Below are 24,817 nucleotides of genomic sequence, written 5' to 3' on the forward strand. Positions count from 1 at the left end.
TTGCGCGACGATTAGCACCATAAACTGCCTTAAATCAAAGTCCTTACCGATTTGGTTAATTAAGATTCCCAATCATTAACAACATTCACCGACTGATAAAAAATCGCTTACGGCAACCCGCAAGGGCGAGAGGCTGAATGCCCGTCATAAACGCGATCGTCAGTCTGAACATCATTGATCGTACCGAGCAGCTACGGCCCCGAAGGGATTAATGAAGGATTGTGTATGGAACTGCTTTGCCCCGCTGGCAACCTGCCAGCACTGAAAGCTGCCATCGATAATGGCGCAGATGCGGTCTATATCGGCCTAAAAGATGACACCAACGCACGTCATTTTGCCGGGCTGAATTTTACCGATAAGAAGCTACAGGAAGCGCGCGAGTACGTGCACCGCCACCGGCGTAAGCTGCACATCGCCATCAATACGTTTGCTCACCCGGACGGTTATCAGCGCTGGCAGCGCGCCGTGGACATGGCCGCGCAGATCGGGGCCGACGTGCTGATCCTCGCCGATCTCGCCATGCTGGAATATGCCGCCGAGCGCTATCCCCACATTGAGCGTCACGTGTCGGTTCAGGCTTCCGCGACAAACACCGAAGCGATCCGTTTCTATCATCGCCATTTCGATGTCTCACGCATCGTACTACCGCGCGTGCTGTCCATTCATCAAGTGAAACAAATCGCTCGTACCAGCCCCGTGCCGCTCGAAGTGTTCGCCTTCGGCAGCCTGTGTATCATGGCGGAAGGCCGCTGCTATCTCTCTTCTTATCTGACCGGCGAATCACCGAATACCGTGGGTGCCTGCTCGCCAGCGCGATTTGTACGCTGGCAGCAGACCGAAAACGGTATGGAATCACGCCTGAACAACATCCTGATCGATCGCTATCAGGACGATGAAAACGCTGGTTACCCCACACTGTGCAAAGGCCGTTATGTAGTCGATGGACAGCGCTACCATGCTCTGGAAGAACCAACCAGCCTGAACACGCTGGAACTGCTGCCTGAATTGATGGCTGCCAATATTGCCTCTGTGAAGATAGAAGGCCGCCAGCGCAGCCCGGCCTACGTCAGCCAGATTACGCAGGTGTGGCGACAGGCTATCGATCGCTGCCGCGCCAATCCTGACACATTCGTTCCCACTCAGGCCTGGATGGATGCGTTAGGTGCGGTGGCAGAAGGCACGCAGACCACGCTTGGCGCTTATCACCGTAAATGGCAGTAGCAGGAGAACACATGAAATACGCATTAGGGAATATCCTCTACTATTGGCCGAAAGAGGATGTTGAGGCGTTTTATCAGGCCGCGGTGAACAGCAGCGCCGATATCATTTATCTCGGCGAAACGGTGTGCAGCAAACGCCGTTTGATGAAGGTGGCGGACTGGTTCAACGTTGCCCGCGAGGTCGCCAACAGCGGTAAGCAGGTGGTGATCTCTACGCTCGCGCTCTTACAAGCGCCGTCTGAACTTACCGAGCTAAAACGCTATGTGGAGAACGGCGAGTTCTTGCTGGAAGCGAACGATCTGGGCGCAGTTAATATCGCCGCCGAACGTAACCTGCCGTTTGTCGCCGGACACGCACTCAACTGCTACAACGCGTACACCCTGCGAGTTCTGCATAAACAAGGCATGGTGCGCTGGTGCATGCCAGTTGAGCTATCTCGAGACTGGCTGCAAAACTTGCTGAATCAGTGTGACGAGCTTGGCTTTCGCCATCAGTTTGAAGTGGAAGTGCTCAGCTACGGCCATTTACCGTTAGCCTATTCCGCCCGCTGCTTTACCGCCCGCTCAGAAGATCGGCCGAAGGATGAATGCGAAACCTGCTGCCTCAGCTATCCACAAGGCAGAAAAATGCTGTCGCAGGAGAACCAGCAGGTGTTTGTCCTCAATGGCATTCAGACGCAAAGCGGCTATTGCTACAACCTCGGCAACGAACTGGCATCAATGCAGGATCTGGTCGATATTGTCCGGCTGTCCCCGAACGATATCAGTACCCCAGCGATGCTGGATAAATTCCGCGCTAACGAACAAGGCAATGCACCATTAACGCTGGAAAATCAGGCAGATTGCAACGGCTACTGGCGCCGCGTCGCCGGCCTTGAACTCGTTCAGTAACTCATTTCCTATCAGGGCGGTCAGCCGCCCTTTTCTCAAACGCACCTTTTGAATTACGCATAACAGACACATTCCCTCATACTGCTCTGACTTTCATCATTGACTGACGGCGTTAGCATCCACCGTGATGGGTGGAGTCAGTGAACAACAAAGTGAGCCATATTATGTCCACACCTTCTCAATCCACCGTGTTTTCCGTCCTCGATCTTGCGCCTATTCCGCAGGGTGCAACAGCGCGTGACGCCTTCCATCGCTCGCTAGATCTGGCGCAACAGACAGAAAAATGGGGCTATCACCGCTATTGGCTGGCGGAACATCACAGCATGACGGGTATCGCCAGCGCGGCGACGTCGGTGCTGCTCGGCTATCTTGCCTCGGGTACACAACGCATCCGTCTCGGCTCCGGCGGCGTGATGCTACCGAACCACTCACCGCTCGTCATCGCCGAGCAGTTCGGTACGCTGGAATCGCTGTATCCTGGCCGTATCGATTTGGGATTAGGTCGCGCACCCGGCACCGACCAGCGCACCATGATGGCGCTGCGCCGTCACCTCAATGCCGATATCGAAGATTTCCCACGCGATGTGCAGGAATTGCAGCGCTATTTTGCCGACGCACAGCCGGGTCAACCGGTGCAAGCCGTCCCTGGGCAAGGTCTGCACGTTCCAATTTGGCTATTGGGATCGAGCCTGTACAGCGCACAGCTAGCCGCGAGACTAGGTTTACCTTTCGCTTTTGCCGCCCATTTCGCACCCGATATGTTGCTGGAAGCCTTCCGCCTCTACCGTGAAAATTTTGTCCCTTCAGCCACCCACGCCAAACCCTACGCGATGGTTTGCGTCAATGTGGTGGCAGCCGATAGCGATCGGGATGCGCGCTTCCTCTTCACCTCAATGCAGCAGCAGTTCATCAACCTGCGCCGTGGCACGCCGGGCCCGCTGCCCGCCCCGGTAGAACACATCGATACGGTCGGATCGCCTGCCGAGCAGTTTGGCGCTGAGCAAGCACTGCGACTGTCGATTGTTGGCGATAGCGCGAAAGTCCGTCATGGATTGCAGAGCCTTTTGCGTGAAACGCAGGCGGATGAAGTGATGATCAATGGCCAAATCTTTGACCATCAGGCGCGACTGCGCTCGTTTGAAATCGCGATGGATGTACGGCAGACGCTGTAATATCGAACGAGTGAGTTTGTTCTGACCAAAAAAAACGACCCGTTCAGGGTCGTTTTATATTGCAGCAGATTTTTTAAATCAATCGTAGCTTATGCGTCAGCAGGACGACGACGTGGAGCACGCGGTGCAGCATCACGGTTGAAAGAACGTTCACGACGTTCACCGCCGTTACCGTTGCCTTCACGGCGTTCACCACCACCGAAAGAGCGACGTGGCGCAGCGCCATCACGACGTTCGCCACCAGGACGACCACCGCCACGACGTTCTGGCTGTGCAACTGCATCACCCATCAACTGCATATTCATTGGTTTGTTCAGAATACGCGTGCGGGTGAAATGTGATAACAGGTCGCCCGGCATACCTTTCGGCAATTCAATCGTCGAGTGAGACGCGAACAGCTTGATGTTACCGATATAACGGCTGCTGATATCACCTTCGTTGGCGATGGCGCCAACAATGTGACGCACTTCAACGCCATCATCACGACCCACTTCAATACGATACAGTTCCATCTCACCAGCATCACGACGTTCACGACGCTGCGGACGATCGCCGTCACGAGGTTCACGGGAATCGCGAGCATCGCGAGGCTCACGACGACGATCGCCACGTGAATCAGTGCGAGACTCATCACGATCGCGGAATTCACGACGAGGACGGAATACCGGATCGGGTGGCAGAATCAGAGGACGTTCGCCCTGCGCCATTTTCAGCAGCGCAGCAGCCAGCGTTTCAACATCCAGCTCTTCCTGCGGCTGCAGTTTTGTCAGCAGCGCACGGTACATATCCAGATCGCTGCTTTCCAGCTGTTGCTGTACTTTAGCGGCAAACTTAGCCAGACGACGTTGACCCAGCAATTCTGCATTTGGCAATTCAACTTCTGGAATTGTCAGCTTCATTGTGCGCTCAACGTTGCGCAGCAGGCGACGTTCACGGTTTTCGACGAACAGCAGAGCACGGCCCGCACGACCAGCACGACCAGTACGACCGATCCGGTGAACATAAGATTCGGAATCCATCGGGATATCGTAGTTCACTACCAGGCTGATACGCTCAACATCCAGACCACGCGCCGCAACGTCGGTCGCAATCAGGATATCCAAACGACCATCTTTCAGGCGCTCCAGCGTTTGTTCGCGCAGCGCCTGATTCATGTCACCGTTCAGTGCAGCACTGTTGTATCCACTACGTTCCAGTGCTTCAGCCACTTCCAGCGTCGCATTCTTGGTACGAACGAAAATAATCGCCGCATCAAAATCTTCCGCTTCAAGGAAACGTACCAGCGCTTCATTTTTACGCATACCCTGCACCGTCCAGTAGCTCTGGCTGATGTCTGGACGCGTAGTCACGCTTGATTGAATGCGAACTTCTTGCGGATCTTTCATGAAACGACGCGTAATGCGGCGAATCGCTTCTGGCATGGTTGCAGAGAACAGCGCAGTCTGATGCGCAGCAGGGATCTGAGCCATGATGTTTTCAACATCTTCGATGAAGCCCATACGCAGCATCTCATCGGCTTCGTCCAGCACCAAACCACTCAGGTTGGACAGATCCAGCGTACCACGCTTCAGGTGATCCAACAGACGGCCCGGCGTACCAACAACGATCTGTGCTCCACCACGCAAAGCGCGCAGTTGCACGTCATAACGCTGGCCACCGTACAGTGCGACGACGTTAACGCCATGCATATGCTTGGCAAAATCAGTACAGGCTTCAGCAACCTGAACAGCCAGTTCGCGGGTTGGAGCCAACACCAGCATCTGCGGCGCTTTTAACTCAGGCTTTAAATTATTGAGTAATGGCAGAGCAAAAGCCGCAGTTTTACCACTGCCGGTCTGTGCCATACCCAGCACATCGCGACCGTTCAGCAGGTGGGGAATACATTCAGCCTGAATTGGCGACGGTTTTTCATAGCCCAGATCGGTCAGGGCGTTAATAATAGGAGCAGACAGCCCCAAATCGGAAAAAGAAGTAAATAAATCAGTCATGTACACGTGCCTCATTAAACATGGCGGCCAGTCTACATAACTCGTCGTGAAAATTTTCAGTCATTTTCATTGAAAAGTGTGAACCGGCTCAAATTGGATTAAAAAGCGAACAAAAAAGCCCTCACCCGCAAAGGTGATAACCGAAGTTTTTCAGGCTGATTAAGTGTTCGTCAGCTATTGCTGGTCCGATCCTGATAGGTCGTCTTGCTCTTGGCCTAATAGCGCCAATTCCAACAATGCATAGCGGTGCTCAACAAAGTTATGGACGTTGTTGGCAACCGTCAGCTTGAACAGCGCCAAAGCGGTGTTCTTGTCCCCCAGACTTAGGTAGTGCTTACCTAAATAGAAGTCAGTTTCACTGAGATGCTCAGCGAGCGAAGTGTTATCCGTAGCTTCTTCCTGTAAACGCTGCATCAGTGTTTTTTCACTGATATTGCTCAGGTAGAATTCGACAATATTCCATCCCCAAGGCCCTTTCTTGGCATCGTCATAGCGTTTATTCAACGCTATTTTGGCCGTCTCTGGATTGATTTCTCGCTCCACAAGATACAGCCACAACGAACGGAAAGGATCATTTGGATCGTCTCGATAAAACGCCAGCAGATCATCCTGCGCTAACAGATAGCGACCGCCGTAATACAAAGCGATGCCACGGTTTAAACGCGCGTAATTGTAAGTTGGATCAAGCTCTAGTACAGAATCAAACGCTTCATAGGCAGCATCAAAATTGCCTGCCTGCGTTAAATAAATACCCAAATAGTTAAAAACTTCTGGAATATCAGGGCGGATCGTCAGCGCTTGTGAAAAATCATTCCGCGCTAATGCCCGCAACCCGAGACTATCATACAGCACTCCGCGCTCATATAATAGCTGTGCTCGCTCATCATCGGTTAATGCCCGGCTTGCAAGGATTTGTTCCATGCGTGCCAGAATCACTTCCTGCTGCAAAGTAGGCTGTAACGGAATCGCCAATACTGCCTCTTTACGCCAATCCGTGTTGCTGCATCCTGCCAGCATGAGTGCTGTTGCAACATAACACCAGCGTAAGAAAGGCTTCATTTCCCACTCCCGAAGACAAACATTGGATGAACATCCTGTCCCGGACCGCTCAACGCAAGGACATCCATACCCTTACGATACACGTAGCACCTTGCCATAATCAGGCAAGGTGCCATAAGACCGTTTTCTAACAGTCGTTATTCCTCAGAAGACGGGACTGCCGCTTCCTGAGTTTGCGCATTTGCTTCTTTGATGCTTAAGCGCACGCGGCCCTGACGATCAACTTCCAGAACTTTGACCGGTACTTCCTGACCCATTTGCAGGTAGTCAGTCACTTTCTCTACACGCTTGTCGGCGATCTGAGAAATGTGCACCAAGCCTTCTTTGCCGCCACCAATAGCGACGAAAGCACCAAAATCAACGATGCGGGTAACTTTACCCTGATACACGCGGCCGACTTCGATTTCGGCAGTGATCTCTTCAATACGACGAATGGCGTGTTTCGCTTTTTCGCCATCGGTTGAAGCGATCTTCACCGTACCATCGTCTTCAATTTCAATGGTCGTGCCAGTTTCTTCCGTCAGTGCACGAATCACAGAACCACCTTTACCGATCACGTCTTTAATCTTATCGGTACTGATCTTGATGGTGTGAATACGCGGTGCGAATTCAGAGATATCGCCACGTGGTGTGCTGATCGCCTGCTCCATCACGCCCAGAATGTGCAAACGTGCACCTTTGGCCTGATTCAAAGCAACCTGCATGATCTCACGGGTAATCCCTTCGATCTTGATATCCATCTGCAGCGCGGTGATACCTTCACGGCTACCGGCAACTTTAAAGTCCATATCGCCCAGGTGGTCTTCGTCACCCAGAATGTCGGACAGAACAACAAAGTTGTCGCCTTCTTTCACCAGACCCATCGCGATACCCGCAACGGCTGATTTGATTGGCACGCCTGCATCCATCAGTGCCAGAGAAGCACCGCAGACAGACGCCATGGAAGAAGAACCGTTGGATTCCGTGATTTCAGACACCACACGCACGGTGTACGGAAATTCGTTCGCCTTCGGCATAACTGCTAACACGCCACGCTTAGCCAGACGACCGTGACCGATTTCACGACGCTTAGGTGAACCGACCATACCGGTTTCACCAACAGAGTACGGAGGGAAGTTGTAGTGCAGCAGGAAGCGATCGGTACGTTCACCGGTCAGTTCGTCGATATTCTGCGCATCACGCTCAGTCCCCAACGTTGCAGTTACCAACGCCTGCGTTTCACCACGGGTGAACAGCGCAGAACCGTGGGTACGCGGCAGTACACCAGTACGCACATCCAGACCACGAATCATGTCTTTTTCACGGCCATCGATACGCGGTTCGCCAGCCAGCACGCGGCTACGTACGACATTTTTCTCAACGTTACCCAGAATTTCCTGGATATCGCCCGCATTCAGCGTTTCTTCTTCGGCTTGCAGAGCGGCAACAACATCCGCTTTGATGACGTCAACTTGTGCATAACGCTCTTGTTTTTCAGTGATGCGGTAAGCGTCACCCAGACGTGCTTCAGACAAAGCCTGTACACGCTGCTCTAAAGAAACGTTAACTTCTGGCGCATGCCATTCCCACTTCGGTTTGCCTGCTTCAGCAACCAGAGCGTTGATATTCTGGATAACGATCTGTTGTTGCTCGTGACCAAACACCACAGCACCCAGCATCTGATCTTCGCTCAGCAGCTCAGCTTCGGATTCCACCATCAGAACCGCGCCTTCTGTACCGGCAACCACCAGATCCAGACGGCTTTCTTTCAGCTCATCCATCGTTGGGTTCAGGACATATTGATCGTTCAGGTAACCGACGCGTGCAACACCGATAGGACCGTTGAACGGAATACCAGACAGGCTCAGCGCCGCAGAGGCACCGATCATGGCAACGATGTCAGGGCTAACCTGTGGGTTAACAGAAACGACGGTCGCAATCACCTGAACTTCATTCAGGAAACCTTCTGGGAACAGAGGGCGGATCGGGCGGTCAATCAGACGAGAGGTCAGCGTTTCACCTTCGCTTGGACGACCTTCACGGCGGAAAAAACCACCAGGGAAACGTCCAGCAGCGTAGGTACGCTCCTGATAGTTAACCGTCAATGGGAAGAAACTTTGGCCGGGTTTAGCGTTTTTAGCTCCGACAACGGTAACGAATACCGCGGTGTCATCCATGCTTACCATTACCGCTGCGGTAGCCTGACGTGCCATCATACCTGTCTCTAATGTGACGGTATGCTGACCATATTGAAACTTACGAACGATCGGATTCAGCAAAATAATATCCTTAGCTGGGGCGCGTTATACGTATTCAAGATAAACGCACCAGTGAACTCCCGATCTTTACACTACACCCTCACGACTAATGACAACCCTTATCTTGCTTATGCAGATAAAGCCTCTCATTAGCCGCGCGAACCTCTGTAATGAAAGATCATATTTAACAACAATACACTACTCTGTTTTGCTAATGCTTCCTAGAAGAAAGGGGCCAAAAGAGGCCCCTTCCCACTGAAACTCAGAAGACTTAGCGACGCAGACCCAGACGCTCGATCAGACTGGTGTAACGTGCTACATCTTTACGCTTCAGGTAGTCCAGCAGCTTACGACGCTGAGAAACCATACGCAGCAGACCACGACGGCTGTGGTGATCTTTTTTGTGCTCAGAAAAGTGGCCTTGCAGATGGTTGATCTGCGCAGTCAGCAAAGCAACCTGAACTTCAGTAGAACCACTATCGTTAGTGCCACGACCGAAGTCTGCTACGATTTTAGCTTTAGCTTCAACACTTAGAGACATTGTCATACTCCAAAACATTATAGATAAAAAAACAGGCGCCGATCTCTAATTCAGCCACCCAATAGTCAAGCCGCGCTATTCTACCCTCAGCGTTCTGCGATAGCAAGGCAGCAACGGGCGGGTTTACGCCGGAAACTCAACAACCAAACGCCGTGGTGCAACGCGGCCATCGTCGTCAATTTTACCCATTCCGATAAATTTATGCGCGTCACCTTCAGTGATTCTCACCATGCCGGTCAAAGGCGCATTCGCTGCCTGAACGGCTTGCCCCAGCTTCAAATAGCTGGCAACAACTGGAGGCAAATTCACTTCAGGGAAATCAATAACCGGGCTTTCCATCGGCATGAGGAGCGGATCGAGACTCTGCGAAAGTGGGTGCTCTTGTGTTTGAGCCTGCTCGGCCAAAGCCGCTAGCTGCTCCAGCGTCACCATTCTTTCGGTAGGATAGGTGGCAACCTGTAAACGACGCAGGTAAATCACATGCGCGCCACAGCCCAGCTTTTCGCCCAGATCGTCAATAATGGTACGGATGTACGTGCCTTTCGAGCAGTGAATCTCCAGCTCTAGCTCATCCCCTTTCCAGCGAATGAACTGCAGTTCGTACACGGTGATTTCACGTGCTTCACGCGGAACCGTCAGCCCCTGACGCGCATACTCATACAGCTTACGCCCCTGATACTTCAGCGCCGAGTACATGGATGGCACTTGCTGCGTGGTACCACGGAAGCCCTCCAGCGCCTGCTCCAGATCGGTAGCAGAAAAACCAATCGCACGTTCTTCAATCACGTTGCCATCGGCATCAGAGGTATCGGTCCGTTGCCCAAGGCGAGCAATAACACGGTAGCGTTTATCAGAATCGAGCAAATACTGGGAAAATTTCGTCGCTTCCCCAAGGCAAATCGGCAACATACCGGTGGCTAATGGATCCAACGCCCCCGTATGGCCCGCTCTGTTAGCGTTAAAAATCCGTTTTACCTTCTGCAAAACATCATTAGACGACACGCCCTGCGGCTTATCTAATAGCAATACGCCGTGTATATCACGGCCACGGCGACGAGGACGACTCATTAATCCTCCTGATCTTCGCCCGTAACAGAACGGCGTTCCGTATCGTTTTTGATCACATTGGTCACCAGATTGGACATTCTCATCCCTTCAACCAACGAGTTGTCGTAGGAAAATGTCAGTGCCGGGACAACACGCAGGCGCATTGCTTTGCCAACCAGGGTACGGATAAAACCAGACGCATCCTGCAGTGCTTTGATTGCCGTCTGAACTTGCTCTGGTTCGTTATCATTCAGGAAGGTCACAAAAACCTTGGCATACGCCAGATCGCGAGACACTTCCACACCGGAGACGGTCGCCATGCCGATGCGCGGATCTTTCACTTCACGCTGAATAATAATGGCGATTTCTTTTTGCATTTCCTGCGCGACGCGCTGGGTGCGGCTGAATTCTTTTGCCATGATAAATCCTCAAGTAAAAATCGGGGGGCACTAGGCCCCCCTTACTAATAACTTACATCGTCGCTGAAAACGGATTATGCGATCGTACGTTTGATCTCAATCGTTTCAAAGACTTCGATCATATCGCCAGGACGAACGTCGTTGTAGTTCTTCACAGCGATACCACATTCCATGCCGTTACGGACTTCGCCAACGTCATCTTTGAAGCGGCGCAGAGATTCCAGCTCGCCTTCATAGATAACCACGTTGTCACGCAGTACACGGATCTTGTTGTGACGTTTAACGATACCTTCAGTCACCATACAACCCGCGACGGCACCAAATTTCGGTGATTTAAAGACGTCACGTACTTCAGCCAGACCGATGATCTCTTGCTTATATTCCGGCGCCAGCATACCGCTCATCGCCTGTTTCACTTCGTCGATCAAATCATAGATGACGGAGTAATAACGCAGATCCAAACTTTCCGCTTCGACTACGCGGCGAGCTGATGCATCTGCACGAACGTTAAAGCCAAGGATAATCGCATTCGATGCTGCTGCCAGCGTAGCGTCCGTTTCTGTGATACCGCCCACACCGGAGCCAACGATCTTCACTTTCACTTCATCAGTAGACAGTTTCTGCAGTGAATCGGAAATCGCTTCACAAGAACCCTGAACGTCAGATTTCAGAACGATGTTCAGTTCAGAAACTTCACCTTCCGTCATGTTGGCAAACATGTTTTCCAGTTTAGATTTCTGCTGACGAGCCAGTTTAACTTCACGGAATTTACCCTGACGATACAAGGCCACTTCGCGTGCTTTCTTCTCGTCACGAACAACCGTTGCTTCGTCACCTGCGGCAGGTACACCGGACATACCGAGAATTTCTACAGGAATAGAAGGGCCTGCGGACGTGATTTCACGACCCAATTCATCACGCATCGCACGGACACGGCCATATTCAAAGCCGCACAGAACGATATCGCCTTTATTCAGCGTACCTTCACGTACCAGTACGGTTGCAACTGGGCCACGACCTTTATCCAGGAAGGATTCGATCACGACACCGTTCGCCATGCCGCTACGGACTGCCTTCAGTTCCAGAACTTCGGCCTGCAACAGAATCGCATCCAGCAGTTCGTCGATACCGGTACCTGCTTTAGCGGATACGTGGACAAACTGAGATTCGCCGCCCCACTCTTCCGGCATAATGCCGTACTGAGACAGTTCAGTTTTCACACGGTCTGGATCAGAGTCAGGCTTATCGATTTTGTTTACTGCAACAACAACCGGAACCTGAGCCGCTTTGGCGTGCTGGATCGCTTCGATGGTCTGAGGCATCACGCCATCATCCGCTGCGACAACCAGTACCACGATATCCGTTGCCTGAGCACCACGGGCACGCATTGCGGTAAACGCGGCGTGTCCCGGCGTATCAAGGAACGTAATCATACCGTTGTCGGTTTCAACGTGGTAAGCACCGATGTGCTGGGTAATACCACCCGCTTCACCAGCCGCTACCTTGGTTGAACGGATATAGTCAAGCAGTGAGGTTTTACCGTGGTCAACGTGACCCATGATGGTCACAACCGGCGCGCGCGATTCGGCTGCAACCCCCGTGTCACGGTCGCTCATTACCGCTTCTTCCAGCTCGTTCTCACGACGCAGGATGACTTTATGGCCCATCTCTTCCGCTACAAGCTGTGCGGTTTCCTGGTCGATGACCTGGTTGATGGTTGCCATTGCGCCCAGTTTCATCATCGTCTTGATGACCTGAGAGCCTTTAACGGCCATTTTGTTAGCCAGTTCAGCAACGGTAACCGTTTCGCCGATGATCACATCGCGGTTCACTGCCTGAGCGGGCTTATTGAAGCTCTGCTGCAGTGTACTTGGCTTACGTTTACCTTTACCACCACGGGTAACAGCACGCGCTTCTTCACGGTCAGCCTTGGACTCAGACTGGCGATTACCTTTCTTCTGCTTGGTGACTTTGGCTGCGCGAGTACGGGTACGGCGCTCACCTTCAACCTGACGGTCATTTTCATCTTCCGCTTCGCGGGCATGATGAGAAGTCGTCACATGATAATCGGCAGATTCTTCAGGTTTAGCGCTTTCCGCTTCCCAACGCCCGGCATTTTCTTCAGCCATACGGCGAGCTTCTTCAGCAATACGACGAGCTTCTTCTTCAACCTTAAGGCGTGCAGTTTCTTCTGCTTTACGCTTAAGTTCGGCAGCTTCCGCTTCACGTTTCGCTTTCTCAGACTGAGCCGGCTTGGTCATATTTTCGTTTTGTTGGTTCGTCACTTTTTCTTTTTCCGCTACATCACGCTTAGCTTTTTCAGCGGCCTCACGTTTGGCTTGCTCGTCGGCAGCACGCTTCGCTTTCTCAGCAGCTTCGCGCAGATCGGCCTCGCGTTTAGCCTGCTCTTCAGCGGCACGTTGTGCCTGTTCTTCCGCTTCACGCCGTGCCTGCTCTTCCTCTTCAGCCTGTTGGGCATCAATCGGATCGCGTTTTACATAAGTGCGTGTCTTGCGGACTTCGATCTGCACCGACTTACTTTTTCCGCCGGTGCTAGGGACATTTAACGTGCTGCGCGTTTTGCGTTGCAGCGTCAATTTACTCGGCGCATTACCGCGATCGCGGTTCAAATGCGCCAATAACGTTTCTTTTTCATGCTGGGTCACAGAGTCTGATGCAGACTTGGTCATTCCCGCATCAGCAAACTGCTGTATCAGGCGGTCAACCGGCGTCTGAATCTCTGCTGCCAGCGATTTTACGGTTACATCTGTCATGCTGTTCCTTTCCTGCTACAGTTCGTTATTCGTTGTCGTCGCCAAACCAACAGATATTACGTGCGGCCATAATCAATTCGCCCGCTTGCTCATCATTGAGCTCTTCAATATCTGTCAGGTCGTCAACGCCCTGTTCAGCAAGATCTTCCAGCGTACAAACACCGATCGCAGCAAGCTTGAACGCCAACTCACGCGACAGCCCAGGCAAGCCAAGCAAGTCTTCAGCAGGTTGACCGTCACCAAGGCTTTCTTCATGCGCCAGTGCCAGCGTTGTTAATGCGGCTTTCGCACGCTCACGCAATGCCTCAACGGTTTCTTCATCAAAGCCTTCGATAGCCAACAGTTCCTTGATTGGCACGTAAGCCAGTTCTTCAAGTGAGGAGAAACCTTCTTCAACCAGCACGGTGGCAAACTCTTCATCAATATCAAGGTGCTTGGTAAAGACGTCGATTGCAGCATGAGCCTCAGCCTGATGCTTGGCTTGAAGATCTTCCACTGTCATCACGTTCAGTTCCCAACGATCGTCTGAACGATGCTGTTTCAACAGTTGGGAAGCCAAACGTACGTTCTGCCCGTTTCGACCAATCGCCTGAGCCAGATTGCTCGACTCAACAGCGATATCCATCGTGCAGGTATCTTCATCAACCACGATCGATACCACATCGGCAGGCGCCATGGCATTGATCACAAACTGAGCAGGATTATCATCCCACAGAATGATATCAATACGCTCGCCGCCCAGCTCGCTGGAAACAGCCTGTACGCGCGCACCACGCATACCAACACAAGCACCGACGGGATCGATACGCTTATCATTCGTCTTCACGGCAATTTTTGCACGTGAACCCGGATCGCGAGCCGCAGCCTTAATCTCGATAACTTCTTCACCGATTTCTGGCACTTCAATGCGGAAGAGTTCAACCAACATTTCCGGACGGGAACGGCTGACAAACAGTTGAGCACCACGCGCTTCAGGGCGAACAGAGTACAGCACGCCACGAATACGGTCGCCAGGGCGGAAATTTTCACGAGGCAGCATATCTTCACGGCCAATTACCGCTTCTGCGCTGGTGCTAGAACCATCGATTGGTCTGACTTCAAGCGAAATATTATCACGATTCACCTTCTTCACGACACCGGTGATAATTTCGCCTTCTTGCTCACGGAACTGATCAACAACCATCGCACGTTCTGCTTCACGAACTTTCTGTACGATAACCTGTTTCGCCGTTTGCGTTGTGATGCGATCAAAAGTTACAGATTCGATTTGATCTTCAACGTAACCACCAACATCAAGAGCTGGATCGTCAAACTGCGCCGCTTCAAGCGTAATTTCGCGAGTTGGCTGAGTGACTTCATTCACCACTAACCAACGACGGAAGGTATCAAAATCGCCCGTTTTGCGATCGATACTGACGCGGACATCAATTTCCTGCTCATATTTTTTCTTGGTCGCTGTCGCCAGTGCGGTTTCCAGCGCTTCAAAAATCTTCTCGCGCGGAAGGGATTTCTCATTGGAAACTGCTTCAACAACAGCCAGAATCTCTTTGTTCATCCTAGTTGCCTCATCCAAACTTTAAAAGTGGGGTACAAGATTCGCTTTCTGAATGTTGCTCAGCGCGAATACTTCATCTTTGCCTTCCACTGTTATGGTGATCATTTCGCCGTCAACAGCTTTGATTACACCCAACCATTTACGGCGATTCTGGACTGCCATACGCAGCACCACTGTCACCTCTTCACCGACGAAATGCAGATAATGTGCCGCCGTGAATAAGGGACGCTCAAGCCCTGGAGACGAAACTTCCAAGTTATAGGCGACAGTGATTGGATCTTCGACGTCCAATACCGCACTGACCTGGTGGCTGACATCAGCACAATCATCAACAGTGATCCCATCTTCACTATCAATATAGATACGCAGTGTCGATTGGCGACTGCGGATGAACTCAATCCCAACTAATTCGTAACCTAATGCGGCAACGGGTGCTGAAATCATCTCTGTTAATTTTTGCTCTAATGTGGACAAGTCCACCCCCAAGACATAAAAAAAGGGCCTAATAGCCCAGTTGTTTGTTGCCAAATAACAAAAAACCCCGAAAAATCGGGGCTTTATGCAACTGGACCCTAATACCGCAAACTAGCGCGGCATAACTTTCGGTGAAGGATTTTTTCAAAAATCACTGCAAAAAAGATAGAAATTGAGTGAAGAACGCATTTGAAAAAACACTTTACTGGAAGTTAAGTGGTTGCGGGGGCCGGATTTGAACCGACGACCTTCGGGTTATGAGCCCGACGAGCTACCAAGCTGCTCCACCCCGCGTCCGAAAGCGTGGCAAATACTACGCTGACAACTGCAGAAATGCAAGTCATCCATAGGATTGGTTCGAAGGGGATTCTTATACGTGAAATACATACCTTTGTCAAGAATCAGCCATCGCTCTCAGCGTCATTTTAAATGGCTTAAAAAGGAGATACCCATTAGCGGTAAACGCTATCCCGGCGCCTTTAAAATTAAAGCAATTAAATAGGTTGCGACTCGTGATCACTCTGTTTCAAGCGTGGCAACATACCTTGATGTCACCTTCACCATCTTTACAGGTGATGCAAGGATAAGGTAGTACGGCTCAAATTCTGCGGCCAACTAAACCCTGCCTGATGCTAAGGCCAAGATACGGCGATCCAGAAGGAACTAAAGCGGGTTACTGATGAATGAGAGATATTAAATCTATGATCACCTCCATTTTTGCAGCACTGATCTTGATGTCTTGCAGTCTTGCTTAAATCTATCCGGCGTCTGATAGGAACGTGCTCCCACGCCATGATGAGAGCTACGCCTAGTGAACCTGAAAAAAGCCTCAGCTTCAAAGAACCGTTTTTATTGCCAGGCTAATCATCAGGCAGTAATTTAAATAGTGTCATTGCCTGTTTTTGATATGTTCACTCCAACAACGGAGACAGGCAAAATATGGACGAAAAGAAGCTTAAGGCACTCGCTGCCGAATTGGCCAAAGGCCTCAAAACAGAAGCGGCTCTCAACCCGTTTTCACGTATGCTGACGAAACTCACCGTCTAAACCGCGCTCAGTGCGGAACTCACCGACCATCTCGGTCACGAGAAAAACCCCCCTCAAACAGGCTCTAATACCCGAAACGGTTACTCGACAAAAACGTGGCTCTGCGATGACGGTGAGCTTGAAATCAATACACCACGTGACCGTGAAAGCTCTTTTGAGCCTCAGTTAATTAAGAAAAATCAGACGCGCATCACGCAGATGGACAGCAAGATTTTATCCCTGTACGCCAAAGGCATGACCACGCGGGAAATCGTCGCTACCTTCAAAGAGATGTATGACGCAGATGTCTCGCCCACGCTGATATCCAAAGTGACTGATGCCGTTAAAGAACAGGTGGCCGAATGGCAAAATCTTCCGTTAGACTCGCTGTATCCCATTGTTTATCTTTACTGTATCGTGGTGAAGGTTCGGCACAGTGGCAGCGTGATAAACAAGCCGGTGTTCCTCGCGCTGGGCATGTGGCTGGCAGAACATGAAGGCGCGAAGTTCTGGTTGAGTGTCCTGAGTGAGCTAAAAAATCGGGGGCTTCAGGATATTCTCATTGCCTGCGTGGACGGTCTGAAAGGCTTCCCGGATGCGATAAACCGCGTGTATCCCCAGACACATATCCAGTTGTGCATCATCCACATGGTGCGCAACTGCCTGAAATACGTGTCGTGGAAAGATTACAAAGGGGTCACCAGCGGGTTGAAAGCGGTGTATCAGGCTTCGACAGAGGAAGCCGCGCTGATGGCGCTGGATGAATTCTCCGGTGTCTGGGATGAGAAATACCCGCAAATCAGCAAAACCAGGCGGGCGCACTGGGAAAATATCAATACCTTCTTTGGCTACCCGCCGGATATTCGCAAGGCTATTTACACCACGAACGACGACTCTGTGCGGAAGGTTATTTATCTGGCGATACAATCGGCGTCAAAAAAATGGAGCATGCCGCTCCAGAACTGGCGGCTGGCGATGAGCCGTTTTATTATTGAGTTCGGTGATCGCCTGGACGACCACCTTTAATGGGATGGCAATTACACTGGATTATTAACAGGGTCAAAAATAGAATAGGCATACTCACCATTAGCGTTTCTGGCGCAGGGTCATGTGCTTTAGCGGATGCTCAAGGAATCAGCACCTCACCAGCCTCCACGCCATTGATTTCAATACCCTGTGCTACGGAGCCCCCTAACATCACATTGATTTTCTTTGACGGTGCATCAGCAGTCGGACGATAAACCACATAAGTACGCCCCTTCTCATCGGTCTGTACCGCCAGCGCAGGCACTGCGATGCCCTGTTCGTTACGATAGACAATGATGGCTAGCCGCGCGCTCATCCCCAGCCGAATGTTTTGCCCTAAATCCGACAACGGCGTATCAAGAGATACCACCACATCATAGTAAGCACCGCTACCAGATATATCAGCAACATTGGCCTGCATGTCAATCGAGGTCACCTTGCCTGTGAGTATTTGCCCGGCAAAACCATCCCCACTCACGTTGACCGCCATCCCTTCTTTCAGCTGATGCAGGTCTGTCTCTTCGACCCGAGTCGCCACCTGAAAACGCCCCTGAGCAATGACATCAAACAGCGGTGCCCCCTGACTGACCAGCAAACCGGGTTGAATGACCACCGGTTTGCCGTTATCAGGCGTCGCCGGGCGCACCACAAAACCGCTAAACGGCGCTTTGACCGTCTGCCGTTCAACCTGAGTAGCCAGCATCTGATAGCGTGCCTGTGCGTTGGTCAACTCCATCTCCGCAATCTTACGATCTTCACCGTTCCCACGCGCCTGCACCGTTCGCAACTCCTCTTGTGCGGCGCTCAGGTCCTGCTCCTGCGAACGAATTTGCTGCTTTAACGTATCAACCTCCATACGCGCGACGATGCCACGTTCGAACAGCGCCTGTGTATCCCGAAGATTGGCTTGCGTATTGCTAAAAGTAGACCGAGCTGAGCTTACCGCACGCCGCGCACGTGATACCTCAGCGCTTTGCTCCCACTGCCTGAGCGATTGTACCTCGCGCTGCGTCTTGAGCACTTCCGCCTGCGCCTGACGTAGCTGAATCTCAATTTGCCTGGGATCCAGTATCAGTAACGTTTGCCCTTGTTCGACTCGTTGTCCCTCACGCACCAATACCTCGCGGATAGTGCCTTCAAAAGGAGCCGCCAGCGTTGTCTGCTTCGCGGCCTGAATGCGTCCAACCAATCCTAATTGATTCTCCAATAATTGGGGTTGGACAGGTAACCATTGCCCCTGAGGCGCGCTTTCCTGTTCATTCGCGCGCCCTGCCAGCAGCCAAGTAAGCATGCCGAACGCCACAATCAACAGCAATACAATAAGGTGACGCCGGCGCAGTTGAGACCAAAAGTGATGCCTAATCATTGAGTGCGATATCCCAGCTTTGTAATGTGGTGCCCAGCGTCTCATCCAGTTCAGCTTGCGCATTGAGGTAGCCAATCAGCGCATTGAGACGGGCGTTTTCAGCGTTGCGTAAATCGTTCTCGAAGCTCAGCACCTGAAAGTTACTGGAACGCCCAACCGTGAGCTTTTCTCGTTCAATTTCCAGCTTGCGGCGCGATAAATCGCGTGCACGTTGGGAGATCTCGAACTGCCGCCAGCGCGTACCGATATCACGCACCGCATTGGCAACATCGCGTTCAAGCTGCTGCCTGACTTCATCCAGTTGAATATGCTGGTTACGCACATTGACTCGCGCTTGCACCTCCGCCTGACGGGTACTCAGATCGCCGATAGGGATCTCCACCTGCACGCCAACATAATTCTCCCAGGTTCGTGAGGTGCTGCTCTGTGCTGCGCGGTCGCGCACCTGACTCGCGCCCCCGATTAGCGAGACATCCCACAGGCGATCGTTACGTGCCACCGCCAGACCAAGTGCAGCCTGCTCGTTAGCGATGAGCTGGGCGAGATAAGCCGGCCGGGAGGCTTCGGCCTGTTTCAATGCCTGTGCGGCGTTGACATCAACGCGCTGTGCCTGCATCGATTCCGTTGCCACAATCAGCGTATTTAAATCCAGTGCCAGAAATTGCAACAGCGCAAGGCGCGCGGTATCCAGCTGGTTTCTGGCTTCCTCATGCGCCAGTTCCTGCGTGGCAACTTCAGCTTCGGTTTGCACAATTTCAAATTCAGCCATGCGCCCTGCAGCAATCATCGCACGGTTGACCTCAACCAGTTGGCGCGCACGTGCCAGCGCATCACGAGCGATTTGCAGTTGCTCCTGCGAGCGCAGCAGCTCACGATAAGCGGAGATAATCTGGGTAATCGTCTGTGAAACGGTGGATTTCAGCGTCAGACGATTTAACTGCTCAGTCAACTGCGCAATATGAACGGGGGCGGTGGTGACCTCTTTACCGGCACCGCGAAGCAAAGGCTGAATTACCGTGATGTTCGCTCCATCATTACGTGACAGCCCCACACTATCAGCCTGCGTGTGGCGGTAGGTCCAGCCAAGGCTGAAACGGGTGCCATACGGCGTGAGCAGTGTCGATGTCGGCGTTAGATTGCCCTGCCGATAACGATCGCTTTGATTGCGATTGGAAAGGTAGCTGCCCGTCAGCGACAGTTTGGGAGTAAAACGATCCTCCGCAACACGAAGATCAAATTTCTGCGCGATACGATCCAGATAGGCGCTACGGATCGCGCGGTTGTCACGCAATCCAAGATAAATAGCATCGCTCAGCGTGAGATCGATAGTTTGTGCATTCAGCGATGTGCTGACTGTCGCCTGCCCCTGTCGCGTCGCCTGAGAAGGAGTCAAATCCGTTTCTGCATACCCTTGATGGGCAGAAAACAAAATCAGTAAACACAGGATAGATTTACGCATCGCGTAGCGCCTGTACGGGTTCGAGCCGAGCCGCAGTCATTGCTGGGTTAAGTCCAAAAAACAGACCAATCGCCAATGAACTGCCAATGCCAAGGGGAAGTGACAATGCCGAAAGTGAAAAAGCTGACCAGTCTGAAAAAAAGACAAACAGCCACGCCGCCACAACGCCACACACCGCCCCAATCAGAGCTCCACAGGCGGACAGCACGACGGCCTCCAGCAAAAACAGCCCCGCAATATCGCGCGGTCGCGCGCCCAGCGCCATACGAACACCAATTTCACGACGGCGCTCAGACACATTCATCACCATGACGTTCATCACCCCTACTCCCCCCACCAGCAGGGAAATCCCTCCTAGCCCCGCCAGCAGCCATGAAAACATTCGGGACTGCTGCGCCATTCCCTCCAGTAGCTGCTGTGGGATTTGTACACCGATATCAAGTTTCGGCATCAGGGGGGACAAATAATCCTTTAACTGTGCTCCCGTTTGCATCAGCGTGTCACTGTTGCCGTTACGCGCAATCACACTGACGATCTGCGGTGTTGGCATGACACGGCGCATACCTGAGATAGGCATCAGAATAGAGTCATCAACCGAGATGGGAACCAGAGGGTTGTGTCCCTGTGGCTGAAGGATTCCCACAATCTCAAACAAGTATCCACTCACCTGCACACGCTCACCTAAGGCAGCTACGCCACCCTGCGATGCCCACTGTACTGCAACATTCGCCCCCAACACGATGTAGGTACTTTGCTCATCGAAATCACTCAGGTAGCGGCCTTGCGCGAGCTTTAATCCTAAAACGTCCGACAATTCAGCCCCGCTTCCCACCACCATGGTGCTTTGTGAACGCCCGTGTAGCCGTGCTTCAGTCGAGGTAACAATTAAGGCCGTTGCGGCTTGAATATCGGGCAAAGCCTGTCGCAAAGCAGGGATATCCAAATCATCGGGGGCAGAGCCAATTGCATGACTCCCCACCCGGTTCTGAACGGTGGCAACCAGCAAGTCACTGCCCATGCCTCGGAATACGCCCATGGCTTCGGCTTCTGCGTTGTGTCCGATGTTAAGCAAAGCGACAACCGATCCACATCCAACCGCAATCCCAAGGAGGGCCAGAACAGCACGTCGTCCCAGAAGCATAAGGCTGTTCAACGGCTCGAGCAGACGTTGTTGCAGTGAAGGGCCATAGTGACATCGGCGCATCTGACGATCTTCCCTCTGTGAACGAGGATCAGACATGATTCACCTCATAGATTCGACCATCTTGCACCTGAATGCGTCGGGTCATGCGGCAAGCCATGCTTTCGTCATGCGTCACCATCACGAGCGTCGTCCCCTGTTCGCGGTTCAATGCCAGCAATAGTGTGATGATGTCATCGGCCGTTTGGCTGTCGAGGTTGCCAGTCGGTTCATCCGCTAGCAAAAGTGCGGGTTCACCAACCAGTGCTCGCGCAATTGCCACCCGCTGGCGTTGGCCGCCAGACAGATCGGCTGGCCGATGGTGGGTTCGTTCTGCAAGGCCAACGCGCGCCAGCTGTACTTGAGCGGCTTGCCGAGCAGCCTGACGCGAGACGCCACGGTAGGTCAGGGGAAGCGCGACGTTATCCAACGCATCCAGGCGTGGCAGTAAATTAAAACTCTGGAACACGAAACCAATGACTTGATTACGCACGATCGCACGTTCATCAGCGTTCGCCTGAGCCATATCTTGCCCAGCGATCAATAAACGGCCAGATACAGGCTGATCGAGCAAACCGATGATATTGAGCAAGGTACTTTTGCCGGAACCCGATGCGCCCACGATCGCACAACTTTGCCCGGCAGGAATGGACAGTGAAATATCGTGCAGCACCGATTGAGAGGAAGCACCGGTACTGTAGAGGTGTGAAATACCTTGTAAACAGATCAGATCCGTTACTCTTTCATTAGACATCCTTGCCTCTTTACTGATCCCCGAAAGCATCACAGTAGTCGAATTATCCTACTGTTTGTGCTTTAGGAAAAGCGGCTTAAAGCGCTTTCCACGTCAATCGTAGACTCGATCATTGTTTTTCAGTGAATGACGCGATTCTTATATGCTCTGATTCATACTTCACGTTACTGCAAAAAATTCTGCCACCAGCGTCGAATACTTGTCTCGCTGGTTTCAGCAGCACGTAGGATATCGATAATGGAATGAGAGCCTTCGACAAGGCGTTGAACAGGTTCACCATTAACCATCTCAAACCCATTTTTTCGCCCAGTATCTGTAATGATGAAAACACCGTCTACAGAACGCACATCCGGTTCTTCGACAGAAAGCACAACTTCATTGGAAGTTTCGATAACAAAGTTATCCTTCCTCTCATGTGTATAAGTAGAAAATTTCGCATTAATAGATTGGCCAGCTTCAACTGTCCCCGAACCGAATTTATTGACCACCTGTTCAAGAAACTAAAAATTTGTCCGGTGGTTGAATGAAAAACCGGGATCGAGCTGATAACGCAGAAATCCCTGATCCAAACTCGTAGATGATATACCTTGCCCCGTTAGAATTCGCGTGGCAATCGCATCGTCGGAATCAGTGAAATGAAAACGTTGCGCATGCCCGTTCACATCGTACATGCCCCCAGAGTTTACATTCGCCATCACACCACCGAACATACGATAACTCCCTAGATCGCTCGCAAGATCATCAACATAATTCAAATCCACGCCCTGTTGTTCTGCTTCGGAATAGAGTTCGGAGAGCATGTCACGGTCACTACGGGTAAGAAAATGGGTGGAAGGCAAAGACATTGTGGTCTGTGTCAGTTGTGTTTGCACTGAGGGCTCAGAATTTGAGGAGGCTTGGCTTTGCGTACTTTCCGTTTGTGAAGTCGATAATGTTTTTGATTTTTGAATAGTATTTTCTGAATTCGTCTTCTGGGTATAAGCCGTTGTCGCCATGCTGACTTTCATGTTATATGCCTCTTTATTTTTTTAGCCGAAATCAAGTGGCAATGGCAACACTTGCAATGGAATGGCCGCGCTCAACAACCTGTTTGACCGCTTCAATTTTGAACTCTTCAGGATAACGTTTACCGCTCATGGGCACCTCTCTTTTAAGTCATCTTAAATGACCCTAAGGTGTCTGTTAAACTCATGGCGATTCAGGGAACGACATAGCCCTTACTTATAGATTGAATTACCCCCTGTAGTGGCACACTGAATTTGGCCACCTGAATAGAGGTGATATCATCACCTCACAGTCAAAACAGGTGACATTATGACCGGACGTAACAGACGTAATTTTAGCCCCGAGTTTCGCCTCGAAGCTGCCCAGCTTGTACTCGATCAGCACTACACCGTTGCCGCCGCTGCTACGGCAATGAATGTCGGCAAATCCACGATGGACAAATGGGTTCGACAACTGAAAGAAGAGCGAGCGGGAAAATCACCCACTGCTTCACCCATGACACCTGAGCAGATTGAAATACGTGAGCTAAAGAAAAGACTTCAACGCGTTGAAATGGAAAGGGATATATTAAAAAAGGCTACCGCGCTCTTGATGTCAGACTCCCTGAACAATTCTCATTAGTTGAGAAACTCAGGGCGCGGTTTCCTGTTGCCGTTGTGTGCAACGTGTTTGGGGTTCATCGCAGCAGTTATAAATACTGGCGGCAGCCCAGGAAGCCTGACGCCACGAGAGTGGCATTACTGAGCCTTGTGCGTGAAGTTTATCGCGAAAGTAACGGCTCAGCAGGAGCGCGAAGCATTGCCGCGATGGTCACCACCAAAGGTATAAAACTGAGCCGCTGGCGGGCAACAAAGCTGATGAAAGCGCTCAATATTATCAGCTGTCAGCAACCTGGCCATCGTTATAAGAAGGCGTCTAAGGAACACATTGAGATCCCTAATTATCTGGATTGCCAGTTTGCTGTTACCGAGCCTAATCAGGCCTGGTGCGGTGATGTGACTTATATCTGGACGGGAAAACGCTGGGCTTATCTGGCTGTAGTACTCGATTTGTTTTCCCGTAAACCGGTTGGCTGGGCGATGTCATTTTTCCCTGATTCAGCACTGACAGGTAAAGCCCTGTCGATGGCCTGGGAAGCACGGGGAAAACCGGCTAATTTACTGTATCACTCGGATCAAGGCAGTCACTATACCAGCAGGAATTTCAGGCAGTTACTATACCAGCAGGAATTTCAGGCAGTTACTGTGGAGATATCAGATAAAGCAAAGTCTGAGTCGCCGGGGAAATTGCTGGGATAACAGCCCAATGGAACGGTTCTTCAGAAGCCTGAAAACAGAGTGGGTACCGGATAATGGCTACGCGAATTTTAGCCAAGCCAGCACGGCAATAACGAATTACATCACAGGATATTACAGCCAGCTCAGACCTCATCAATATAATGGTGGTTTGACGCCGAATGAATCAGAAAGATTGTTCTGGAAAAACTCTAAAGCCGTGGCCAGTTTTTGTTGACCACTACACCCCTCAATTTAAATGACTCAATAGACATGTGGAGGTATTTCTACCTTCACATGTCATACACATTTGAGTATCTATCGATATCAGATGAAGTTTATCTTCACAA

At 51.5% G+C, this 24,817-nt stretch carries 20 protein-coding genes, 1 tRNA gene and 2 pseudogenes; 5 read left to right on the forward strand and 18 right to left on the reverse strand.

Going from position 1 to position 24,817, the window contains the following annotated elements:
- Positions 1-225: 225 nt before the first annotated feature.
- The 3 genes from JFY74_18075 (at position 226) to JFY74_18085 (ending at position 3,283) form a co-directional block, all read left to right on the forward strand.
- Entirely contained in the window at positions 226-1,221 is a 996-nt protein-coding gene (locus JFY74_18075) for a U32 family peptidase (protein ID QQG27951.1), read from the forward strand.
- A gap of 11 nt (positions 1,222-1,232) precedes the next feature.
- Entirely contained in the window at positions 1,233-2,111 is an 879-nt protein-coding gene (locus JFY74_18080) for a U32 family peptidase (GenBank protein ID QQG27952.1), read from the forward strand.
- 164 nt (positions 2,112-2,275) lie between these two features.
- Entirely contained in the window at positions 2,276-3,283 is a 1,008-nt protein-coding gene (locus JFY74_18085) for a luciferase-like monooxygenase (protein QQG27953.1), read from the forward strand.
- 89 nt (positions 3,284-3,372) lie between these two features.
- On the opposite strand, the gene JFY74_18090 is transcribed toward JFY74_18085, so the two are convergent.
- The 11 genes from JFY74_18090 to JFY74_18140 form a co-directional block, all read right to left on the reverse strand.
- Positions 3,373-5,271, reverse strand: a complete 1,899-nt coding sequence (locus JFY74_18090; protein ID QQG27954.1) for a DEAD/DEAH family ATP-dependent RNA helicase — start codon at positions 5,269-5,271, stop codon at positions 3,373-3,375.
- Positions 5,264-5,341 carry a protein YrbN gene (yrbN, locus tag JFY74_18095; protein QQG30579.1) on the reverse strand — a complete coding sequence of 26 codons (78 nt, stop codon included), beginning with the start codon at positions 5,339-5,341 and terminating at the stop codon, positions 5,264-5,266. The genes JFY74_18090 and yrbN overlap by 8 nt, the downstream gene beginning before the upstream one ends.
- Before the next feature lie 104 nt (positions 5,342-5,445).
- Positions 5,446-6,330 (reverse strand): lipoprotein NlpI, encoded by an 885-nt coding sequence (gene nlpI / locus JFY74_18100; protein ID QQG27955.1) that lies wholly within the window; start codon positions 6,328-6,330, stop codon positions 5,446-5,448.
- Positions 6,331-6,467: 137 nt separating this feature from the next.
- Positions 6,468-8,588 carry a polyribonucleotide nucleotidyltransferase gene (gene pnp, locus JFY74_18105; protein ID QQG27956.1) on the reverse strand — a complete coding sequence of 707 codons (2,121 nt, stop codon included), beginning with the start codon at positions 8,586-8,588 and terminating at the stop codon, positions 6,468-6,470.
- A gap of 250 nt (positions 8,589-8,838) precedes the next feature.
- Complete coding sequence (rpsO, locus tag JFY74_18110; protein ID QQG27957.1) at positions 8,839-9,108, reverse strand: 30S ribosomal protein S15; 270 nt, start codon at positions 9,106-9,108, stop codon at positions 8,839-8,841.
- Between the two features lie 123 nt (positions 9,109-9,231).
- Positions 9,232-10,176 carry a tRNA pseudouridine(55) synthase TruB gene (gene truB, locus JFY74_18115; GenBank protein ID QQG27958.1) on the reverse strand — a complete coding sequence of 315 codons (945 nt, stop codon included), beginning with the start codon at positions 10,174-10,176 and terminating at the stop codon, positions 9,232-9,234.
- Positions 10,176-10,574, reverse strand: a complete 399-nt coding sequence (gene rbfA, locus JFY74_18120) for a 30S ribosome-binding factor RbfA (protein QQG27959.1) — start codon at positions 10,572-10,574, stop codon at positions 10,176-10,178. The genes truB and rbfA overlap by 1 nt, the downstream gene beginning before the upstream one ends.
- A 74-nt stretch (positions 10,575-10,648) precedes the next feature.
- On the reverse strand, positions 10,649-13,348 hold the full coding sequence (infB, locus tag JFY74_18125) for a translation initiation factor IF-2 (protein ID QQG27960.1): 2,700 nt from the start codon (positions 13,346-13,348) through the stop codon (positions 10,649-10,651).
- Positions 13,349-13,373: 25 nt separating this feature from the next.
- Positions 13,374-14,903: a transcription termination/antitermination protein NusA gene (nusA, locus tag JFY74_18130; GenBank protein ID QQG27961.1), complete on the reverse strand. Its 1,530-nt coding sequence runs from the start codon at positions 14,901-14,903 to the stop codon at positions 13,374-13,376.
- A 21-nt stretch (positions 14,904-14,924) separates the two neighbouring features.
- Positions 14,925-15,377 carry a ribosome maturation factor RimP gene (gene rimP / locus JFY74_18135; GenBank protein QQG27962.1) on the reverse strand — a complete coding sequence of 151 codons (453 nt, stop codon included), beginning with the start codon at positions 15,375-15,377 and terminating at the stop codon, positions 14,925-14,927.
- Between the two features lie 217 nt (positions 15,378-15,594).
- Positions 15,595-15,671 (reverse strand) — tRNA-Met (locus JFY74_18140).
- 645 nt (positions 15,672-16,316) lie between these two features.
- On the opposite strand from JFY74_18140, the pseudogene JFY74_18145 reads away from it, so the two are divergent.
- Positions 16,317-17,429, forward strand: a pseudogene (locus tag JFY74_18145) (IS256 family transposase).
- Positions 17,430-17,529: 100 nt separating this feature from the next.
- Here JFY74_18145 and JFY74_18150 read toward each other — a convergent pair.
- The 7 genes from JFY74_18150 to JFY74_18180 all read right to left on the reverse strand — a co-directional run bounded on the left by JFY74_18150 (position 17,530) and on the right by JFY74_18180 (position 23,325).
- A complete protein-coding gene (locus JFY74_18150; GenBank protein QQG27963.1) occupies positions 17,530-18,795 on the reverse strand; it encodes an HlyD family efflux transporter periplasmic adaptor subunit in 1,266 nt (421 codons plus the stop codon).
- Complete coding sequence (locus tag JFY74_18155; GenBank protein ID QQG27964.1) at positions 18,788-20,254, reverse strand: TolC family protein; 1,467 nt, start codon at positions 20,252-20,254, stop codon at positions 18,788-18,790. The genes JFY74_18150 and JFY74_18155 overlap by 8 nt, the downstream gene beginning before the upstream one ends.
- Entirely contained in the window at positions 20,247-21,494 is a 1,248-nt protein-coding gene (locus tag JFY74_18160) for an ABC transporter permease (GenBank protein ID QQG27965.1), read from the reverse strand. The genes JFY74_18155 and JFY74_18160 overlap by 8 nt, the downstream gene beginning before the upstream one ends.
- On the reverse strand, positions 21,487-22,164 hold the full coding sequence (locus tag JFY74_18165; protein ID QQG30580.1) for an ABC transporter ATP-binding protein: 678 nt from the start codon (positions 22,162-22,164) through the stop codon (positions 21,487-21,489). Before JFY74_18165 ends, JFY74_18160 begins: the two co-directional genes overlap by 8 nt.
- 188 nt (positions 22,165-22,352) lie before the next feature.
- Positions 22,353-22,676: a hypothetical protein gene (locus JFY74_18170; protein ID QQG27966.1), complete on the reverse strand. Its 324-nt coding sequence runs from the start codon at positions 22,674-22,676 to the stop codon at positions 22,353-22,355.
- A 12-nt stretch (positions 22,677-22,688) separates the two neighbouring features.
- Complete coding sequence (locus tag JFY74_18175; GenBank protein QQG27967.1) at positions 22,689-23,195, reverse strand: hypothetical protein; 507 nt, start codon at positions 23,193-23,195, stop codon at positions 22,689-22,691.
- A 31-nt stretch (positions 23,196-23,226) separates the two neighbouring features.
- A complete protein-coding gene (locus JFY74_18180; protein QQG27968.1) occupies positions 23,227-23,325 on the reverse strand; it encodes a transposase in 99 nt (32 codons plus the stop codon).
- A gap of 177 nt (positions 23,326-23,502) precedes the next feature.
- Between JFY74_18180 and JFY74_18185 the strand changes: the two are divergent.
- Positions 23,503-24,705: pseudogene (locus JFY74_18185) on the forward strand (IS3 family transposase).
- Positions 24,706-24,817: the final 112 nt, after the last annotated feature.

This window comes from Pectobacterium carotovorum (genome assembly GCA_016415585.1).
Taxonomy (GTDB): Bacteria; Pseudomonadota; Gammaproteobacteria; order Enterobacterales; family Enterobacteriaceae; genus Pectobacterium; species Pectobacterium carotovorum_K.

What these genes read in the sequence shown, in the direction of transcription:
- JFY74_18075 (QQG27951.1), top strand. Translation starts at nt 226, where the DNA reads ATGGAACTGCTTTGCCCCGCTGGCAACCTGCCAGCACTGAAAGCTGCC.
- JFY74_18080 (QQG27952.1), top strand. Translation starts at nt 1,233, where the DNA reads ATGAAATACGCATTAGGGAATATCCTCTACTATTGGCCGAAAGAGGAT.
- JFY74_18085 (QQG27953.1), top strand. Translation starts at nt 2,276, where the DNA reads ATGTCCACACCTTCTCAATCCACCGTGTTTTCCGTCCTCGATCTTGCG.
- JFY74_18090 (QQG27954.1), bottom strand. Translation starts at nt 5,271, where the DNA reads ATGACTGATTTATTTACTTCTTTTTCCGATTTGGGGCTGTCTGCTCCT.
- yrbN (QQG30579.1), bottom strand. Translation starts at nt 5,341, where the DNA reads ATGAAAATGACTGAAAATTTTCACGACGAGTTATGTAGACTGGCCGCC.
- nlpI (QQG27955.1), bottom strand. Translation starts at nt 6,330, where the DNA reads ATGAAGCCTTTCTTACGCTGGTGTTATGTTGCAACAGCACTCATGCTG.
- rpsO (QQG27957.1), bottom strand. Translation starts at nt 9,108, where the DNA reads ATGTCTCTAAGTGTTGAAGCTAAAGCTAAAATCGTAGCAGACTTCGGT.
- truB (QQG27958.1), bottom strand. Translation starts at nt 10,176, where the DNA reads ATGAGTCGTCCTCGTCGCCGTGGCCGTGATATACACGGCGTATTGCTA.
- rbfA (QQG27959.1), bottom strand. Translation starts at nt 10,574, where the DNA reads ATGGCAAAAGAATTCAGCCGCACCCAGCGCGTCGCGCAGGAAATGCAA.
- infB (QQG27960.1), bottom strand. Translation starts at nt 13,348, where the DNA reads ATGACAGATGTAACCGTAAAATCGCTGGCAGCAGAGATTCAGACGCCG.
- nusA (QQG27961.1), bottom strand. Translation starts at nt 14,903, where the DNA reads ATGAACAAAGAGATTCTGGCTGTTGTTGAAGCAGTTTCCAATGAGAAA.
- JFY74_18150 (QQG27963.1), bottom strand. Translation starts at nt 18,795, where the DNA reads ATGATTAGGCATCACTTTTGGTCTCAACTGCGCCGGCGTCACCTTATT.
- JFY74_18155 (QQG27964.1), bottom strand. Translation starts at nt 20,254, where the DNA reads ATGCGTAAATCTATCCTGTGTTTACTGATTTTGTTTTCTGCCCATCAA.
- JFY74_18160 (QQG27965.1), bottom strand. Translation starts at nt 21,494, where the DNA reads ATGTCTGATCCTCGTTCACAGAGGGAAGATCGTCAGATGCGCCGATGT.
- JFY74_18175 (QQG27967.1), bottom strand. Translation starts at nt 23,195, where the DNA reads ATGAAAGTCAGCATGGCGACAACGGCTTATACCCAGAAGACGAATTCA.
- JFY74_18180 (QQG27968.1), bottom strand. Translation starts at nt 23,325, where the DNA reads ATGAGCGGTAAACGTTATCCTGAAGAGTTCAAAATTGAAGCGGTCAAA.